19 protein-coding genes and 1 riboswitch are annotated in these 17,202 nt (G+C 57.1%); of the genes, 11 read left to right on the top strand and 8 right to left on the bottom strand.

Annotation, left to right across the window (positions count from 1 at the left end; translation table 11 throughout):
• Window positions 1–3 precede the first annotated feature (3 nt).
• Genes glyS through LHW45_01565 form a run of 3 tightly spaced genes read right to left on the bottom strand, consistent with a single transcriptional unit; the run spans window position 4 to window position 3,513 of the window.
• Window positions 4–2,103, bottom strand: a complete 2,100-nt coding sequence (gene glyS, locus LHW45_01575) for a glycine--tRNA ligase subunit beta (protein MCB5284267.1) — start codon at window positions 2,101–2,103, stop codon at window positions 4–6.
• 23 nt (window positions 2,104–2,126) lie between these two features.
• Entirely contained in the window at window positions 2,127–3,062 is a 936-nt protein-coding gene (locus LHW45_01570) for a PorV/PorQ family protein (GenBank protein ID MCB5284266.1), read from the bottom strand.
• Window positions 3,040–3,513, bottom strand: a complete 474-nt coding sequence (locus tag LHW45_01565; protein MCB5284265.1) for a PTS sugar transporter subunit IIA — start codon at window positions 3,511–3,513, stop codon at window positions 3,040–3,042. Before LHW45_01565 ends, LHW45_01570 begins: the two co-directional genes overlap by 23 nt.
• A 302-nt stretch (window positions 3,514–3,815) precedes the next feature.
• On the opposite strand from LHW45_01565, the gene ribE reads away from it, so the two are divergent.
• Genes ribE through LHW45_01510 form a run of 11 tightly spaced genes read left to right on the top strand, consistent with a single transcriptional unit; the run spans window position 3,816 to window position 11,863 of the window.
• Window positions 3,816–4,295: a 6,7-dimethyl-8-ribityllumazine synthase gene (gene ribE / locus LHW45_01560; protein ID MCB5284264.1), complete on the top strand. Its 480-nt coding sequence runs from the start codon at window positions 3,816–3,818 to the stop codon at window positions 4,293–4,295.
• Entirely contained in the window at window positions 4,279–4,749 is a 471-nt protein-coding gene (gene nusB, locus LHW45_01555) for a transcription antitermination factor NusB (protein ID MCB5284263.1), read from the top strand. The genes ribE and nusB overlap by 17 nt, the downstream gene beginning before the upstream one ends.
• 7 nt (window positions 4,750–4,756) lie before the next feature.
• On the top strand, window positions 4,757–5,656 hold the full coding sequence (locus tag LHW45_01550; GenBank protein ID MCB5284262.1) for a glycosyltransferase: 900 nt from the start codon (window positions 4,757–4,759) through the stop codon (window positions 5,654–5,656).
• 16 nt (window positions 5,657–5,672) lie between these two features.
• Window positions 5,673–6,755: a radical SAM protein gene (locus LHW45_01545; protein ID MCB5284261.1), complete on the top strand. Its 1,083-nt coding sequence runs from the start codon at window positions 5,673–5,675 to the stop codon at window positions 6,753–6,755.
• 1 nt (window position 6,756) lies between these two features.
• Window positions 6,757–8,109, top strand: a complete 1,353-nt coding sequence (locus LHW45_01540) for a PQQ-like beta-propeller repeat protein (GenBank protein ID MCB5284260.1) — start codon at window positions 6,757–6,759, stop codon at window positions 8,107–8,109.
• Between the two features lies 1 nt (window position 8,110).
• Entirely contained in the window at window positions 8,111–8,782 is a 672-nt protein-coding gene (locus LHW45_01535) for a DUF4159 domain-containing protein (protein ID MCB5284259.1), read from the top strand.
• A 1-nt stretch (window position 8,783) separates the two neighbouring features.
• Window positions 8,784–9,611, top strand: coding sequence for a UDP-2,3-diacylglucosamine diphosphatase (locus LHW45_01530; protein ID MCB5284258.1), 828 nt, complete (start codon window positions 8,784–8,786; stop codon window positions 9,609–9,611).
• Complete coding sequence (locus LHW45_01525) at window positions 9,565–10,386, top strand: peptidylprolyl isomerase (protein MCB5284257.1); 822 nt, start codon at window positions 9,565–9,567, stop codon at window positions 10,384–10,386. The genes LHW45_01530 and LHW45_01525 overlap by 47 nt, the downstream gene beginning before the upstream one ends.
• A gap of 9 nt (window positions 10,387–10,395) precedes the next feature.
• Window positions 10,396–10,845 (top strand): pyridoxamine 5'-phosphate oxidase family protein, encoded by a 450-nt coding sequence (locus LHW45_01520; GenBank protein MCB5284256.1) that lies wholly within the window; start codon window positions 10,396–10,398, stop codon window positions 10,843–10,845.
• A gap of 26 nt (window positions 10,846–10,871) precedes the next feature.
• Window positions 10,872–11,069, top strand: coding sequence for a hypothetical protein (locus LHW45_01515; GenBank protein ID MCB5284255.1), 198 nt, complete (start codon window positions 10,872–10,874; stop codon window positions 11,067–11,069).
• Window positions 11,066–11,863 (top strand): ZIP family metal transporter, encoded by a 798-nt coding sequence (locus LHW45_01510; GenBank protein ID MCB5284254.1) that lies wholly within the window; start codon window positions 11,066–11,068, stop codon window positions 11,861–11,863. Before LHW45_01515 ends, LHW45_01510 begins: the two co-directional genes overlap by 4 nt.
• A gap of 10 nt (window positions 11,864–11,873) precedes the next feature.
• On the opposite strand, the gene LHW45_01505 is transcribed toward LHW45_01510, so the two are convergent.
• The 5 genes from LHW45_01505 to LHW45_01485 form a co-directional block, all read right to left on the bottom strand.
• Complete coding sequence (locus LHW45_01505; protein MCB5284253.1) at window positions 11,874–12,419, bottom strand: epoxyqueuosine reductase QueH; 546 nt, start codon at window positions 12,417–12,419, stop codon at window positions 11,874–11,876.
• On the bottom strand, window positions 12,406–12,741 hold the full coding sequence (locus LHW45_01500) for a PAS domain-containing protein (GenBank protein ID MCB5284252.1): 336 nt from the start codon (window positions 12,739–12,741) through the stop codon (window positions 12,406–12,408). The genes LHW45_01505 and LHW45_01500 overlap by 14 nt, the downstream gene beginning before the upstream one ends.
• Window positions 12,741–13,886: an acyl-CoA dehydrogenase family protein gene (locus LHW45_01495; GenBank protein MCB5284251.1), complete on the bottom strand. Its 1,146-nt coding sequence runs from the start codon at window positions 13,884–13,886 to the stop codon at window positions 12,741–12,743. Before LHW45_01495 ends, LHW45_01500 begins: the two co-directional genes overlap by 1 nt.
• Before the next feature lie 81 nt (window positions 13,887–13,967).
• On the bottom strand, window positions 13,968–15,206 hold the full coding sequence (locus LHW45_01490; GenBank protein MCB5284250.1) for a T9SS type A sorting domain-containing protein: 1,239 nt from the start codon (window positions 15,204–15,206) through the stop codon (window positions 13,968–13,970).
• A 69-nt stretch (window positions 15,207–15,275) separates the two neighbouring features.
• Window positions 15,276–15,460, bottom strand: a riboswitch (cobalamin riboswitch).
• Window positions 15,461–15,539: 79 nt separating this feature from the next.
• A complete protein-coding gene (locus tag LHW45_01485) occupies window positions 15,540–16,961 on the bottom strand; it encodes a T9SS type A sorting domain-containing protein (GenBank protein MCB5284249.1) in 1,422 nt (473 codons plus the stop codon).
• Window positions 16,962–17,202: the final 241 nt, after the last annotated feature.

Below are 17,202 nucleotides of genomic sequence, written 5' to 3'. Positions count from 1 at the left end.
GATCTATGCTCCATTGTTTTCATTGTCTATCACGATGCGGGAAATGTCAGCCACGCGCAGGAACTCTTTTTTGACCTCGCCCAGCAGGGCATGGCGGTTTCCACGCAGGGCCGGGTCTTCGCAATTCACCAGCACGGCGTCGAAGAAGCTGTCGATGCTGCTTCCGTAACTCACCAAGTGGTTTATTGCCTGCGGATAATCGCCCTCGGCCAGGCTGGCGTTGATGTCTCCACGCAGCTTGTGCAGCGAGGCATGCAGCTCTTTTTCCGCCTCCGCCTCAAGCAGGGACGGATCCAGGGCGGGGATGCCCTCCACCTTTTCAATGATGTTGGCAACCCGCTTGAAACCGATCACCAGACGGAGGAAGTCTTCGCGGCTGCGGAAACCTTGCAGGGCCAGACCGCGCCGCCTGAGGTCGGGCAGATCGCCCAGGGAAAGGTGCATCAGGCTGTCGATGACATCATGGTCCAGTTCCAGCTGCCGCAGCAGCCCTTCCACCCGTTGGCGGAAGAAGGCCTGAACGTCGCTGTAGGCAGTGGGTGTGAGTTCTGACCGCTGTTTTACCAGGGTCAAAGCAAAATCTATGAGTTCGGATAAATCCAGGCTCCAGCCGCGTTCCACGATGATCTGCACCACACCGTTGGCCGCTCTGCGCAAGGCAAAGGGGTCCGCGGAGCCGGTCGGGACCTGGCCAATGCCGATGATCCCGCACACGCTGTCCAGTTTGTCGGCCACGGCGATCACCGCCCCGGTGAGGGTTTGGGGCAGGCCGTCGTTGGTGCCGCGGGGCTGGTAATGCTCATGAATGGCTTCCGCCACCCGGCTGTCCTCGCCGCTGGCCAGGGCGTAGTGTTTGCCAATGTAACCCTGCAGTTTGGTGAATTCTTTCTCCCCCAGCATGGTGGTGACCAGGTCCGCCTTGCAGAGCAGTGCGGCCCGGGCGGCCAGGGCTGTGTTGGTCTCATCCAGCTTAAGCTGGCGGCAGAGCTGCGCGGTGATCCGAACGATACGCTCCGTCTTGTCGGCCAGGGTGCCGAGTTTGGATTGGAACACCACCTCGTTCAAACGCTGCACGTAAGCTTCCAAAGGTTTTTTCGTGTCTTCCCGGAAATACCAGAGGGCATCGGCCAGCCTGGCCGCCACAACCTTTTCGTTGCCCTGGCGGATGAGGTCTGAACAAGCGGGATCGCCGTTGGAGATGAACACGAATTTGTTGCTCAGATGGCCTTCGCCATCCTGCACGGAATAGTATTTCTGATTCTGGCTGATGGTGGAAGTGATGATCTTTTCCGGCAGGGAAAGGAATTCCGGGTTGAACTCCGCCACCACGGCGGTGGGAAATTCCACCAGATCGGTAACCGTGTCAGTGAGGCGTTCGTCGCCCACCACTTTCAGGCCCGGATCGAGTTTGGCCGAGTCCAGCTCCGCCACCAGCCTGGTCCGGCGGGCGGAGCGGTCCGCCAGCACGGCATTTTGTGTCAAGACTTGCAGATACTCATCCGCCGAGCTTATTGACAAGGGTCTGTCCATACCCAGATAACGGTTTCCGAAACTCCGGTTGCCGCTGGTGACGCCGCCGACCTCCAGATCCAGAACTTCGGAACCCCACAGCACGCAGAGCCAGCGCAGCGGACGGGACAGCGCGAGGCGGGAGTCGTTCCAGATCATGGTTTTGGGGAAGGGGAGCCGGTTGACCAGGTCGGGGATCCATTCCTGCAGGATCTCCGCTGTCGGCCGCCCCGGCTGGATGTAGTTCAGGGCGATGAATTCGCCTTTATCTGATGTTTCAAGGTACAGATCTTTGGCTTCAGCGTTGTTCTTCTTGAGAAAGCCCAGGGCCGCGGGCAGCAGGTTGCCGGCTTCGTCCCAGGCGATCTTTTTGGCCGGGCCGGTTTTGTTGACCTGAACGTCCGGCTGGGTGGCCTGAACCCCTAGGGCGATGAGAAACATGCGCCTGGGGGTTGACCCGGCTTTTAGTTCGGAATATTCCAAGCCCATGTCCCGCATCAATTTCTGAAAAGAGGAGAGAATGTGATCCACCGCCGGTTGCAAATGGGGGGCGGGAACCTCCTCGGTTCCTATTTCCAGCAAAAAATCACGCATCGCTGCTTTCACCGGCGCTGGGTTCAGAATTCGTAGCTGAGACTAAGCTGGTTGATCCAGCCCAAGTCGCCGTAGGAGGAAACACCATAATCCACGCGGTAATTGTTCCAGTTCCAGCCGGCACCCAGGGAAAGCCCGGAAAGGAAGGCCAAAGTCCCGCCGTTATAGCCGTCCCCGGCACTGGTCCTGAAACCTCCGCGCAGGTCGAAGGCGGGCGTGAGTTCGTATTCCACCCCGGCCTTGCCCACAATGTTTTCTCCGGTGGCCTTGCCGATCTCTAGGCTGGCCATCAGTCCGGGCTTGAAATCGTAGGTCATGCCGGCCGCGAAGGTGAAGGGTAGTTTTTCCTTGTAATCGGAATCCGAGTAGCGGGTTAGCTGCAGGCCGATGTTGCGCAGGCTGAGCCCGATCTTGAGTTTTTCGTTGGCCGGATGGTGGATGAGGCCCAGATCCAGCATTGCGGCTGTGGAGGAACTGCTGTCGATCTGGTCGTAGATCACTTTGAGGGAACCACCCAGGTCCACGGCGTCCGAGATGTATTTGGCCAGGGAAGCGCTGGCGACTATATTGCTCGCGCCAAAGGTTTCGCCGGTGGAGACCAGGTCGCCGTTCTGGTCTACCTCGGTGCGTTCCATCAGGCCCAGATTCATGTATTTGAGGGCAAAACCCCAGGCCGTGAAACGGTCCTTGGGCCAGAGATACTGCAACTGGCCGCCCTGGGAGCCCACGAAAGCGTTGGTGTAGGTGGTTCCAACCTCATTGCCGTCGATCTTGATGATGGAGGCGGGGTTGAAATGCAGCCCGTCCGGATTGCTGGTTTCACCCGTGAGAGACTGGCCCATGGCGATGGCCCGGGCGGAATAAACGTTTTTCAGGCTGGCGAAACCGGTGGTGCCGGCCTCGTCGTTCACCGCCAGCAAAGGCAGCAGACAGACGCTAAGCATTAATGCTGTCAGCAATGATCTTTTCAATTTTGAGCACATCATGGTACAATTCCGTTTCGCTGGTTGCGTTGATCAGGGCATTGCGGTTCTCGCTCTGCCGCAGGTATTCGGAGAGCGAGCGCAGGATCTTCATATATTCTTTGCTGGCGCTTTGGGGAACGGCGATCATGAACACCAACTGGACAGGCAGGTCGTCCACGCTTTCATACTCTAAAGGCTGGTGGACCAGGCAAACCGCCACCTTGATGCAGGTCACGGTCAGGTCCCGCGCGTGCGGGATGGCCACGCCTTTGCCGATGCCGGTGCTCATGATGTCTTCGCGGCCTTGCACCGCGGCCAAAAACCGGTCGGGAAAATTGAGGCAGCCGCTTTCCGCCAGCAGGGCTGTCATATAGGTCAGACATTCGGATTTCGTTTCGAAACCATCCACTATCTTCACTAATTCGGGTTGGAATAGTCTGTTCATTTTCGCACCATAGTTTTAGTTCATCCATCATTTTTGGATACTCTGTTTCCGTCAACCAAATTTTCGGCCAAGCCCAAAGCGGCACCGGATGTCGCGCTGGTCCAAACATCTCGGTTATGCCATTCGAACCGTGTCAATCGGGGTTGATGTTTCACGTTGAAAGCTGATCCTGGTGAAAGAGCGGCCGCGGCACCTTCAGCATTCTTATCCAGCCTCCCGAAAAAGATTTTCCTTGATTTAATCAGCGCCCTGAATATTATGGTCTTTCATGGAAAAAATCCTTGCGAAAAGGAGCAGATGCAATGAAAACCATAGAAGGTAATCTGGTTTCAAAGGGCTACAGCTTCGCCCTGGTGGTCAGCCGCTTTAACGAACTGGTGAGCCGAAAATTGATGGAAGGGGCGATCGACTGCCTGGTCCGTCACGAAGTTTCAGAGGATGACATCACGGTGATCTGGGTGCCCGGCGCCTTTGAGATCCCGCAAATGGCCAAGGCCGCGGCCCAGAGCGACAGGTTCGACGCCGTTATCTGCCTCGGCGCGGTGATCCGGGGAGGCACTCCCCACTTTGAATATGTGGCTTCCGAAGTTAGCAAGGGTGTGGCCCAGGTGGCCCTGAGCCAGTCCAAACCCGTGATCTTCGGTGTGCTTACCACCGACACGATCGAACAGGCCCTGGAACGCGCCGGCACCAAAGCAGGGAACAAAGGTTTTTCCGCTGCCAGCGCGGCTTTGGAAATGCTGAACCTAATGGCGGAACTCAAGCTTGGGACTGAGGCGTAAGTCCCGCGAGCTGGCGGCTCAAACCTTGTACGCGCTTGATTTCCGGGAACTGGATCCAGAGTTTCTGGAATACGGGATGTTGAACAGCTATCCGGAGCTGTTGAACGAGCTGGCCGAGCTGGAAAAGCTGCAGAACTCAGCACCGGTGGTCGATTTTGCCGATGATCTGGTGAAAAACGCGATCATAAACCGGACCGAGATCATCCAGGAAATCGAGAAACACAGCGAGCACTGGAGCGTTGCCAACATTTCCCGCATGGACCGTGGCGTTTTGCACATCGCGGTCTATGAACTGCTTTTCACCGATACTCCCCCGGCCGTGGTGATCAACGAAGCGCTCGAGATCGCCAAGAAATTCTGCGGTGAAGGCGCGGTGAAGTTCCTCAACGGGATCCTGGATTCCCTGAACAAGGAATTGCGCGCACGCGAGAGCATCGAGGGCCTGCCCGGCTGAGGCAATTTTGGAACGGGATAACGCTCTGATTTGCTCTTTGGGTGTGTTTGCCTACAATGAGGCGGACAACATTATCCCCCTGCTGGAAGCCCTTTGCGCCCAGAAACTGCAGCGGGCCAGGATCGCGGAGATCATTGTGGTTTCCAGCGCCAGCACGGACGGAACCGACGCCCTGGTGGAGGATTTTGCCCTTGGCGAACCGCGGGTGCGCTTGATCCGCCAGGCCAGGCGGGAAGGTAAATCCAGCGCCATCAACCTCTTTCTGGCGGAAGCCGTTTCACCCATCCTGATGGTGATCTCCGGCGACGTGATCCCAGCGCCCGCCACCATCGAAAAACTGGCTGCGGCTTTCTCCGACCCAAAGGTGGGGGCCAGCGGCGGCAGACCCGTTCCCGTGAATCCTGCCAACACTTTCATGGGCTTCGCCGTGCATCTGCTCTGGCGCCTGCATCACCGCATGGCCATGATCTCGCCCAAACTGGGTGAGATGATAGCCTTCCGCAAACTCATGGATTCCATCCCGGCCGATTCGGCCGTTGACGAAGCCAGCATCGAGGCCATCGTCCGTTCGCACGGGCTAAAACTGCGTTACATACCGGAAGCCGTCATCAGCAACAAGGGCCCCACGAATTTGAAGGATTTCATCAAACAGCGCCGCCGCATCCAGAACGGCCATCTCTGGCTGAAGCAAAAACAGGACTACAGGGTTGTTTCCCAAGACGGCGGCACCCTGCTCCGGATCATCTTCGACGAGTTGCGCGAGCGCCCTGCCTCAGCACCCAAAGTTGTTGCCGTGATGGCTTTGGAGATCTACTGCCGTCTGCTGGGCGCCTGGGATTATTACGCCAAAGGCAAAAACCCCTTCGCCTGGGATATCGCCCGGTCCACCAAGGACCTGGGCCGTTAAGGAAAATTTAGAAAACATGCTCACTCTGCTATTCAGGATGCTCGGATACTGGCTGATGAAACACCTCGGCTTTCCCCGCCTCCTGCCCATGAACTACACCGTCAGCCTGCTCTACACCTGCAATTCACGCTGTAGCACCTGCAACATTTGGAAAAAGAAGGCCCAGAACTTCACGGTGGATGAATACGCGAAAGCCTTCAAGAAGATCGGCCGATCGCCCTACTGGATCACTTTCAGCGGTGGAGAGCCGTTTCTTCGCAAGGACATCGTGGAAGTGGTCTCCACCATCTACCAGAGCTCGCGGCCCCACATCATCAACATTCCCACCAACGGCATCCTCACCGGTACCATCGTGGAAAAAACCGCCGCCATCGCCAAAGCCTGCCCCAAGGCCCAGGTGATCATCAACGTTTCCCTGGACGGCATTGAAGAGCAACACGACGAGATCCGCAAAGTACCCGGCAACTACAAAAAAGCCGTGGGCACCTTCCAAAAACTCAAGGCCCTGCAGGTGCCCAACCTGGCGGTGGGCATCCATACCGTGATCTCCCAGCTCAATGTGGAAACCTTCCCGGCCATCGCCAACGAACTGCTACGCCTCAAGCCGGATTCCTACATCACCGAGATCGCCGAGGAGAGGGTGGAGCTGGATACCATCGGTGCCAATATCACACCCAGCCTCGTGGCCTATAAATCCGCCATCGATTTTCTCATTCACCGCATTAAAAACGAAAAGTACAAGGGGATGAACAAGATCACCATGGCCTTCAGGATCGAGTATTACAACCTGGTGAAACGCATTCTGCGCGACGAACGCCAGGTGCTGCCCTGCTATTCCGGAGTAGCCTCAGCCCAGATCTCGCCGGACGGGGATGTCTGGAGCTGCTGCATCAAGGCCAGGTCTCTGGGCAACCTGCGCTCCGGCAAATACAATTTCCGTGAGATCTGGTTCAACCACGAATCGGAACTCGAGCGCCGCTCCATCCATAAAAAACAGTGTTGGTGCCCCCTGGCCAACGCGGCCTACACCAACATGCTGATGGACCTGCCCACGCTGCTGCGGGTTTTTTGGCGCAGCACGATCAAATGGTGGAAATAAGATGATCAAGCTCCAAAGCAAATACGCCCTGCCCCCGCAAAGCAGCTGTGAACACCAGTCCTCCCAGGACGGCCGCTACGCCTGGTTCCTCTGTGTGACCCACGAGGAGAACGACGTCTGCCTGGAAGAGATCCAGGCCGAGGTGAAACTTGAACTTCTGAATGCCAATGTGCTGCAGATCAGCAAGATGGAGATAGAAAACTGGCTCAAGAGCTTCTTCGCGGACTTCCACTGGAAGCTGCATGCCAGCCTGCGCCGCACCGAACTGCGGGAAAAGGGCGTTTCCCTCTTCTTCGCGGTTTGTTACGACCACGATCTCTATTTCGTGCAGTTTGGCCGCCTTTTCTGTGCCGTCACCCAAGGCAACAAGTTGGAAACGGTGGGCCGGCACTGGAAAAACTATCACGTGCAAACCCTGCGCGATCTGAACCTTTTGGGTCTTTCGGAAGAAGACATCCGGGTGAAGCCGCAGAAGTTCCATCTGGAAGAAAACGAAAGCCTGCTCGTGCTGCCCGGGAAAGTGGCGGCCAAGGTGTTTGGAAACTCACCGGACGTGAACAGCCTGCAGCCGCTGGTGGAATCCTTTGGCGCTGCCTCCCCCGCGCTGTGGCTGATCCTGAAGCATCAAACCCCGCTGGCCAAACCCCAAAAACGCCGCCTCACCAAGCTGGAGATCAGCAGTCTGTTCCTGCTGCTGGGCACGGCTTTGGCCATAGTTTACATGGCTTTGGGCAATCGCATCATCGGCGTGGGTTTCTATCGCGCCCAAAAAGTGGTTACCGAAAAGATCGAACAGGCCAAAACCGCTTTGAACATGCCGGCCCGAAATGTTCAACTGGTTCAGAAATGGAGCTTGGAACTGCCTTTCCGGGTGACCTCCTCACCCGCTTTCAACCAGCAGAACGTCTTTCTGGCCAGCGGGGCTGATATTTACGCCTATAAACTGTCCACCCGCGAACAGCTCTGGAAACAGAACTATCCCGCGCCGGTGGGCGCGATCCTGCCCACGGCTGCTGGTTTGAACGTAACCCTCACCAATGGCAACACCCTGGGGCTTGATCCCAGGGGAAATGAGGTCTGGAACCAGTCACTGCAGGCCCTGGCGAACGAAAAGGCCAATCTGGCCATGCTGGAGATCACGCCCGCCCAGGAAAAGCGCATCGACAAATGCATCACCGTGGTCCCGCTCAAGCGGGGGATGGCAATTCTGGACAGCCAGCAGGGAAAGTTGATGAGTGAACTGGCCTTGCCGGAGGAGCTCCGATACCTTTCCCAATACGACGATTACAACAGCTGTTTCTACGTGGTGACGGCAGATTCCCTGGTCTGCGTGAACCTGAACATTGTGAATTGAGATGCCCCGAAACCTGCTTCCGGCTTTGCTCCTGTTCTTTTCCGCCGCCTTGGGCGCGGTAACCGGAAGCGCCACCACCACCGGCTTTGCCCGGCTTCAGTATGATGGCGGGGGAGATTGGTACAACGATCCGGAGGTGCTGCCCAATCTGGCGCGTTTCGTGAATGCCAGCCTGTACACCGCCTTTCCCCTGGACCAAAGCGTGGTCAAGGCCGGCGAGGCAAGGCTTTTCGAATATCCCTTCGTCTATCTCACCGGTCACGGCAACATCCGCTGGGACGAACGCGAGGTGGCCAACCTGCGCCAGTGGATGCTGCGCGGAGGTTTTCTCTACGCCGATGACGACTATGGCATGGACCCCTCCTTCCGCCGCGAGATCAAGCGCGTCTTTCCCGAGTACGATCTCGTGGAACTGGACGGCTCTTTTCCCCTCTTCACCAGCTTTTTCGATTTCAGTCGCGGTGTCCCCAAGATCCATCTGCACGACGAAAAGCCGCCCCAGGCCTTTGGCATTTTTGACGATGACGGCCGCCTGATGTGTTTGTACACCTACGAGACCAACATCAGCGACGGCTGGGCGGACCCGGCCACGCACAAAGACCCACCGGAACTGCGCGAAAACGCTCTCCGCTTCGGCTGCAATATCATCTATTACCTGCTCTCCCGGGGTTGAGATGCGCATCTGCGTGCTTTCCGACGTGCACTACAAATACGCTCCCAGAGACTCTTACGACCGCGCCAACGCCAGCCTGGCCCTCGATTTTCTGAAACAGGCCGTGGGCAAGTATGACCTGATGGTGCTCAACGGCGATATCTTCGACCTCTGGTTCGACTGGACCTTCACCATCATCAAACAGTATTTCCCTTTTCTGCACCGTTTGGCTGAGATCCGCGAACACGGCTGCCGGCTGGTTCTGATCAGCGGCAACCACGATTTCTGGTTCAACGATTTCTTCCGCGATTATCTGGACGTGAAGGTTTACAACGATGCCTACAGCCTGAAGGCGGATGGCATCAAAATGCTCTTCACCCACGGTGATCTACACACCGTGAACGACTTCCGCTACAAGTTTTTCCGCCGCCTGATCCGCTTCAGGCTCAGCAAGAAGCTCTTTTCCCTGCTCCATCCGGACCTCGCTCTGCGACTGGGAGCCAAGCTCTCCCGCTCCAGCCGGTTCCGCCAGGTTTCCGCCCTGCTCCAGTCCAAAAAAAGTGCGGGATTGAGCCACTACGCGGAGTATATGGTGAAAAAAAAGGATTATGATCTGGTTTGCATGGGCCACTGCCACCGCCCCGGGATAAGCCAGCTGAAAGGTGGGACCTACGCCAACAGCGGCGATTGGACCCGCCACCACAGCTACCTGGAGATCGATGCCGGCCGGGTGAACCTCAAATATTACAAAAGCAAGGAGACACAACATGCTCAAAACCCCTCAGAAGATAGCCCTTGTGGCGATGGTCCTGGCCCTCAGCCTCAGCCTGCTGAACTGCCAGACCAGTGAACTCAAATCGGCCGGAGCCGCCCAATTGGAGGAAAAATTGGAAAAAGATGCCCAAGTGAAGAACGCCGTGATCGAAACCAACCAGGGAAACATCGAGCTGGAACTCTGGCCCAACCTGGCCCCCAAGACGGTGGAAAACTTTCTGAAACTGGCCGCTGAAGGCTTTTACAACCAAACCTACTTTCACCGCGTGATCCCGGATTTCATGATCCAGGGCGGGGACCCCAACACCAAGGACGCCGACCGCGCCAACGACGGCATGGGCGGGCCCGGATACCAGTTTGAGGACGAATGCTACGCCTTGGGCGAAGAGCTCACCGGCGAAGTCAACGACGAAGAAACCGCCATGCTCGTCTGGACCAAGCTCATCATCCCCTACATGCAGTCGGCCCAGAATCCCCAGCAGGAGATCTTCGACATCGTGAAAGCCGTGCAGGAGCAACAGAAACCCGACCCGCTCTACGGCAAGACAATTGATTGGTACCAAAACCGCACCGGCATCGCTGAACCCCTGCGCAAGCAAACCCTGAAGGCCCCCGTGCTCTATTCCTACCTCTGCATGGCCAATTCAGGTCCCAACACCAACGGTTCCCAGTTCTTCATCGTCACCAAGCAACCCGGAACACCCTGGCTGGACGGCAAACACACCGTTTTCGGCAAAGTGACCGGCGGCATGGACGTGGTGCACAAGATCGAAAAACTGCCCCGGGACGAACGGGACAACCCCAAGCAGGAAAACCAGGCCATCATCCAGGCCATCAACCTCAGCAAATAAGGCTGCCCCATGGCGCGCACCTCAGAATCTTCCCTGCAGCAGGAGATCATGGCCTGGATCAGCCAGAACCAATACGTTTATCTGGCCACGGTCGATAAAAAACAGCCTCGGGTGCGTCCCGTGGTGCTGTTCATGCACGACGACCGCTATTTCTTCGCCACCTTCAGCGGAGACGCCAAGGTCGGCCAGATCGCTGCCAACAAGTGGGTGGAGGTTTGCGTGCCTCTGCATGAATCCGGAAACACAGGCTACATCCGCCTCACCGGCATTGCCAAAATTGTCACGAACGCGGCGCTCAAGGCCGATGCCTCTGAGCGCTGCTTCTTTTTTGACGAATACTTCCGCGGCTACGATGATCCGGACTACACCCTCATCGAGTTCGAGGCCGACCTCGCCGAATATCTCCGCCCCGGCGAACGCACCAGCCAGACCTGCAACCTCAAACGCTATTCCGGCTAAGCCCGGCATGCAATTCAGGAGTGACGATGAAAGCTATCTTCACCTACGACGACGAACAACTGGGCAAAAGTTACATCGTGATACCCAAGATCAGAGAGATCAGCCGGGTGCTGGGCAACGTGGTGCTCACCTTCGACAACGGTGACAAGCGCACCCTGGCCGTGGACGACACCCAGGCCGCCATCCGGCAGATGCTCGAAGCCATCGAGAAATTCTACTCATGAACGCGCTGACGATCTCGGATCCCATTCTGCTGGCCCTGCTGGGAACAGGCTTCACCTGGCTGATGACGGCCGTAGGTTCCGCCTTCGTCTTCTTTTTCCGTACCATCAAACCCTGGCTGCTGGACACCATGCTCGGTTTCGCCGCGGGGGTGATGATCGCGGCCAGCTTTTGGTCCCTGCTCAACCCAGCCATCGGCCTCAGCGGAGGTAATCCCCTGCCAGCGCTGATCGGTTTTCTGCTGGGCGGGGCGTTTTTGCGGGGGGTCGACTGGGTGCTGCCGCATCTGCATCCTGGCGACGAGATGGGCGAACGTGAAGGCCTGAAAACCCCCTGGGGCAAATCCACCCTGATGTTCCTGGCCGTCACCCTGCACAATTTTCCGGAAGGCCTGGCCGTGGGCGTGGCTTTCGGAGCCTACGCTTCCGGACTCGCAGACGCCACTCTGGCCGGGGCTTTGGCCCTCACCTTGGGCATTGGCATCCAGAATCTGCCGGAAGGTGCGGCCCTCTCCATTCCGCTGCGGCGGGAGGGGATGTCCAAAGGTAAAAGCTTTTTCTGGGGCCAGTTTTCCGGGATGGTGGAACCGCTGGGAGGATTGCTGGGAGCGGCGCTGGTGATTATCGCCAAGCCAATTTTGCCCTATGCCCTGGCCTTTGCCGCCGGAGCCATGATCTTTGTGGTGGCGGAAGAGGTGATCCCCGAATCCCAAAAAGGCGAGCACTCGCATCTGGCCACCCTGGGGGTGATGCTCGGCTTCGCCGTGATGATGTTTCTGGATGTGGCGCTGGGCTGAACGCCCAGGTTTACTTCCGTTTCAGGTAGCGCTCTTCCTCGCTGAACACGCAGCCGCAGTATTTCTGGCGGTACATCCCAGCTTCCTTGGATAGCCGTGTCCCCTCGTCCCAAAGCTCTCTCCAGTCCCGGTAAAAGAAGCTCACCTGATATTTTTCCGCCATCTCGGACGCGATATCCTTCATCAGCCCGTGGTTTTGGTATTTACTGTAGAACAGCGTGCTGGAAAAGGCTTCAAAGCCATGGTCAGCAGCAGTTTTGGCCGCCATCTCCAGCCTGACGCGGTAGCAGTGTTCACAGCGCGCGTCGGGCCTGTCCGCCACAGCTTTCACGAAATCCCGCAGGCCGTAAGCGTCGTTCACGAACAGCTCAAAGCCCTCGCGCTGCGCGAAGTCCTTCAGCGTTTGCAGCCGCTGGCGGTATTCCGTGACGGGATGGATATTGGGGTTGTACCACAGCACCGAAACGCTTATCCCTTCAGCCTTGAGCTGCTGATACGGGGCGATCAGGCAGGGCGCGCAGCAGCTGTGCAGCAGCAGTTTTTCAGGCGCGGACATGATGCGCCATATCCTCCGGCAGTTCCAAAGAGATTTCCACCAAACCGCCCAGTTCTCCGTTCCGGTACCAAGGCTGCTGGTAGATGAGTTTTTTCACGCCCTGTTTTTCGATGGTGTAAACGTTGTTTCCCCCAGTGGCCAGCATCTCTTTGATGAGGGCCACGGAGCTGGGTTTATGGCAGTCGAAGAGGCTGGTGCCGATCAACGCCGCGCCGCCGTGGCTGGCGAAGGTGGAGCAGGCTTTGGCGTTCATCTCCAGGATCAGGCCGTCTTTGTCGCAGACGGTGATGGCGGCCGGAAATTCCTTGATCCACTCGTGCATCAATATTCCTTGAGCAGGTTCGCGGCCACGATCCCGCGCTGGATCTGGTTTGTGCCTTCATAGATCTGCAGGATCTTGGCGTCGCGCATCATCTTTTCCACCGGATATTCCTTCATGTAGCCGTAGCCACCAAGGATCTGCACCGCGTCGGTGGTCACCTGCATCGCCACATCCGAGGCGAAATATTTGCACATGGCGGATTCCTTGCTGTAATTACGCTCGCCGGCATCGATCATTTTCGCGGTCTGCCACACCAGGGCCCGGGCTGCTTCGATCTGGGTGGCCATGTCCGCCAGCATGAACTGCACGGCTTGGAAACTCGAGATCGGCTTGCCGAACTGCTGCCTTTCGCGGGAATATCTGACAGCCGCTTCAAAGGCACCGCGGGCGATGCCCACAGCCTGCGACCCCACCATGGGGCGGGATTTGTCAAAAACTTTCATCGCGGTGATGAAGCCGGTGCCTTCGCGTCCGATCAGATTGGCCTCGGGCACCGCGCAGTCCTCGAAGATCAGTTCACGCGTGGCGGAGGCCCGGATGCCCATCTTGTTTTCCTTTTTGCCAAAGCTGAAGCCGGGGGTGCCCTTTTCCACGATGAAGCAGGAACAGCCGCGCGCGCCCTTGGTCTTGTCCGTCATCGCGAAAACAGTGTAGATGCCGGCCTCGCCGCCGTTGGTGATCCACTGTTTGGTGCCGTTCAGGATGTAGTGGTCGCCTTCTCTGCGGGCGGTGGTTTCGATGGCCCCGGCGTCCGATCCGGCGTTGGCTTCGGTGAGCGCGAAGGCCGCCAGTTGCTCTCCGGCCGCGATCTGGGGCAGATACTTCTTCTTCTGCTCTTCCGAACCGGCGATGGTGATGGGATACATGCCCAGCCCGGTGGCGCCAAAAGCCAGCGCGATGCCGGCGTCCACGGCGCAAAGCTCTTCCGTTACCACCACCAGGTCGGTCACTTTGCCGCTGATCCCGTCATATTCCTCGGGCACCAGGATGGCGAAAAGGTCGCTCTGGCGCATCACTTCCACGATGTCCCAGGGGAAAATGCCTTCCTCGTCATATTTCTCGGAGAGTGGGCGCATCTTTTCTTCGGCGATGCGTTTCGCGATCTCCCTCATCTCCAGCTGGTCGTCGCTCAGAAAGTAGTTCATATCATAACTCCTTGGAAAGTATCATAATTAGGTATCGGACACCTTTTTGATTTCCGGCTGAAGCGTCAAGCAAAATCTGAGTTAATCGCCGATCAGCAGTTTTCCCCGGTTGGCGGTGTTCGCGCCTCCAAGCGTCCAGAGATACACTCCGGCGGGGAGTCCGTCCAGGCGGAGGGAGCTTTCTCCCTTGGCCAGTGGAAACTTTCTGATCACTTGTCCCTTCAGGTTGTAGAGGCGGAATTCCCCCGCTTCGGCTCTATCGCTCAGACACAGAGTCCCTCCCCGCCTGACGGGGTTGGGATAAACCCCACGCATGGCTCCGGGAAGCAATTCTTCCTCCGCGGCGGTAACTTCCGGAGCGACCACGATGTCCGAGCTGGACAGCCCCACCTCGAAAAACTCCTGCAGAATGAGGTCATGGCTGTAGGTCCGCACTAAGGAGTTTGAGGCCCAATTCTGCTTCAGCAGGGCGATCAGGCTGGCATTTCCGGATACCAGCGAAGCCTCGAAATTCAGCGGATCGGCCGCGCCATGCTCGAGGCTGTGGGTATCCGCATTGTAGCTGTAGAGCGCGGTTCCATAGCCTTCGCCGATGTAGCCCACGCCGTCAGGACTGATCCACAGAGAGCCGGGGTTTCCCCCCACATCGAGGCGGGAGGCCAGTTCCAAGGTATCCAGGTCGATGATGTCCAGCTTGCCCGCCACGTCGGTCCAGTTTCCGGTGCAGGAAACGTGCAGAGAACCGTTCCGAAGCTCCGCGTATTGAGGATTGGTCCAGGTGGGCACGGTCGCGGCCACGCTGAAAGAGGCCAGGTCGATCACGCTCACGGAGCTGTTCGCGTAGTTGTTTTGGTAGCCGCCTGTATTGCAGACGTAGAGACGGCTGCCGTCCGAACACAGTCCCTCCGGTGCTACGCCCACCTCCACGGACCCCACCACCGAGCTGCTCTGCAGGCTCAGCTTGTAAACCTTGTCGGTGAACAGGCCGGTCACGTAGAGGAAATCCCCCACTTTGAGCACGTCGTAAGGATTGGAGGAAGCCGCCACCGGAAGGTAGCGCAGATGCGCTCCGCTGGACCGGTCCAGCACCTGGATGGCGTTATCGCCGGAGCAGACCACGTAGATGTGCTGGGCGTCGAGGTCCATCAGATTGGGGCTCAGGCCCAGCTGGGCAAAGGAATTGTTCACGCTGCCGCTGTCTGTATCAATGCGGGAAAGCGTGCGGGAGGCGGAATTCACCACGAAGATCTCCGCGGCTGAAATCGACTGCAGCGTCAGCAGCAAAACCAGCGCCATTATCAGTTGTTTTGTCTTGGGCATAGCGTTCACCTTATTCTTTTGAGTTGAACAGGGATCGCGCTACCTGTTCCGGGCTTACATAATCCGTATAAGCGTTCCGGAATCGGTGGCAGGTTTCCTGGCTCGCGGCGGCCTTTTGGAAGCCCGGCCTTCCCACGCATTTTCGCGCAGTGACCGAACTGGCCTTATCTGCCGCTTACAGTGGCGGTTACCGCTCCCGCTTTTCACGGGATTCCCTTTTACCTGAAAGTAGCACCATCTATTCTTGGATGCAATTCTCTTTGCCGGGCTGTTTGTGTCAATCCCAAAATCCTCAGTTCCCAGTAAAATGCATTCCGGAGGAGTCACGCTCCGCTATTTCAACCGGATCATTTTTTCCACATCAGTGCCTTGGATGGTGGACAGCCGAACCAGATAGATTCCCGGAGGAGCCAGGTTGCCCCGGCTGTCCTTTCCGTCCCACAAAACCTGGTGTTCGCCCGGATCGAGGTTGTCCCGGTTGAAACAGTTCAGTTTTTGCCCACGCAGGTTGTAAATACTGATCCGCGCGCTGCCGTGATCCACCATCAAAAAGTTGATTTTGGCCTGGGTGGCAAACGGGTTTGGCGCGATCCCCGTGATCCCGAAAAGTTCCGGCGGGATCCCCGGCGGGTTAGTTTCCTCCACATATTCCCAAGCCCAGCTGTTATCATAGCTTTGGAAATTGTTAAAAATGGGGTCAGCGAAATTCCCAAGTTCGCGGGTGAGGATCCAGGCCTCATTGTAAAACTGGGTTGAACTTTCCGTAATGCTGCCGCTGCCGAGGTAATATATGTAGTCGCGGTCTGCCTGGCGGAAATCCGCGCTGTATTCATAGTAGATATGTGTGCTGTCCCCGCTGGTACTGGTGTCGTAGCTGTTGTATATTCTTGTCCACAGAGGCAGATATCCCCGCGGACTGGGCGTGAAGCCGGAAAATGACTGCCTGAAGGTAGTGGCGGTACTGCCGCCCGGAACCTGGGTCCGGACGATCCACTCCTCTTTCAGTTCCACGTTTCCCTGGGCGTCGAAGTGGTTTAGCGAACGGGTCGCGTATTCGTAGTCGAATGAGTAACCGCCTTCCAGATACCAGCTGTGAATGCTGTCGGGCGTGGCGCGGGTGCTGTAGAACCTTTGTTCGGTCTCGGTCTCTTCGAGCAGCCCGTTGCCATGGACCCATTCGGATAAAGTCCTGCCTGTCAGCAAGTTGTCGCTGTTGTAAACCCAGCTTTCCTGTTCCCTGATTTCCCACGCTTGTCCCAGCCAGGTCGATCTTGTCCTCTGGGTCAGGTTTCCGGCCGCGTCGTAGCTGTAAGTGGTCTCTTCGCCCAAAATGTTCTGGGAATTGTATATGCGTACGCTTAAAATCAGGTCCTGGTAGGTGTAGCGGGAGACCGTCACCCGAGTTAGTGCTTGGGGAGGATAAGTTCGGTTGAACCAGTTTTCGGTAACTTCATAATAGCCGGGAAACAGCTGATATGAATAGGTGGCGTATTCGCGCCCAATGCTATCCGACGAATAGTGCGTATTCACCGTCAAGCTGTCCAGGTGGCGGGCATGCTCCGGATCGTAAAAATAGTTGGTGACAGTTCCTTTAGAGCCGCCGGCATGGCCATATGTTTCCCAGTAACAATTGCTAGAGGCCAAACGCCAGAATGAGTCTCTGCTAGGCTCTGTTTTCAGATACGGCGCTCCCAGCGCGGCCAAGACCGGCAGAAACAGCACCCAAAGCATTAATACCCCCATACTTCTGCGCATACCAAACTCCCGGGGATGGTTGAAAAGCTTTGCCAACTTTTAATCCGCAGTATTTTTCCGTCAATGGAATCTGTCAAGTTTTATCTGATTTCTAATATCGAAACACGGTTCGCTCTGTAGAGTCCCAAATGTTGGTGTAAATTCCAACTCATTGTTTCTCAGGTTGTTTGAGGGCATCTGATATCCCTCGTTACTCACAATCTATGTAAGGCCAAGCGACCAATTGCATTGTTTTCATCTT

Source organism: Candidatus Cloacimonadota bacterium (assembly GCA_020532085.1).
Lineage (GTDB): Bacteria > Cloacimonadota > Cloacimonadia > Cloacimonadales > Cloacimonadaceae > Syntrophosphaera.
The sequence above is the reverse complement of the archived record's forward strand: the minus strand, read 5'-3'. Positions and strand labels throughout refer to the sequence as shown.

Excerpts from the sequence above, each read along its gene's own strand:
- glyS (MCB5284267.1), bottom strand. The coding sequence starts at position 2,103 with ATGCGTGATTTTTTGCTGGAAATAGGAACCGAGGAGGTTCCCGCCCCC.
- LHW45_01565 (MCB5284265.1), bottom strand. The coding sequence starts at position 3,513 with ATGAACAGACTATTCCAACCCGAATTAGTGAAGATAGTGGATGGTTTC.
- ribE (MCB5284264.1), top strand. The coding sequence starts at position 3,816 with ATGAAAACCATAGAAGGTAATCTGGTTTCAAAGGGCTACAGCTTCGCC.
- LHW45_01545 (MCB5284261.1), top strand. The coding sequence starts at position 5,673 with ATGCTCACTCTGCTATTCAGGATGCTCGGATACTGGCTGATGAAACAC.
- LHW45_01540 (MCB5284260.1), top strand. The coding sequence starts at position 6,757 with ATGATCAAGCTCCAAAGCAAATACGCCCTGCCCCCGCAAAGCAGCTGT.
- LHW45_01535 (MCB5284259.1), top strand. The coding sequence starts at position 8,111 with ATGCCCCGAAACCTGCTTCCGGCTTTGCTCCTGTTCTTTTCCGCCGCC.
- LHW45_01530 (MCB5284258.1), top strand. The coding sequence starts at position 8,784 with ATGCGCATCTGCGTGCTTTCCGACGTGCACTACAAATACGCTCCCAGA.
- LHW45_01525 (MCB5284257.1), top strand. The coding sequence starts at position 9,565 with ATGGTCCTGGCCCTCAGCCTCAGCCTGCTGAACTGCCAGACCAGTGAA.
- LHW45_01520 (MCB5284256.1), top strand. The coding sequence starts at position 10,396 with ATGGCGCGCACCTCAGAATCTTCCCTGCAGCAGGAGATCATGGCCTGG.
- LHW45_01515 (MCB5284255.1), top strand. The coding sequence starts at position 10,872 with ATGAAAGCTATCTTCACCTACGACGACGAACAACTGGGCAAAAGTTAC.
- LHW45_01510 (MCB5284254.1), top strand. The coding sequence starts at position 11,066 with ATGAACGCGCTGACGATCTCGGATCCCATTCTGCTGGCCCTGCTGGGA.
- LHW45_01505 (MCB5284253.1), bottom strand. The coding sequence starts at position 12,419 with ATGTCCGCGCCTGAAAAACTGCTGCTGCACAGCTGCTGCGCGCCCTGC.
- LHW45_01500 (MCB5284252.1), bottom strand. The coding sequence starts at position 12,741 with ATGCACGAGTGGATCAAGGAATTTCCGGCCGCCATCACCGTCTGCGAC.
- LHW45_01495 (MCB5284251.1), bottom strand. The coding sequence starts at position 13,886 with ATGAACTACTTTCTGAGCGACGACCAGCTGGAGATGAGGGAGATCGCG.
- LHW45_01490 (MCB5284250.1), bottom strand. The coding sequence starts at position 15,206 with ATGCCCAAGACAAAACAACTGATAATGGCGCTGGTTTTGCTGCTGACG.
- LHW45_01485 (MCB5284249.1), bottom strand. The coding sequence starts at position 16,961 with ATGCGCAGAAGTATGGGGGTATTAATGCTTTGGGTGCTGTTTCTGCCG.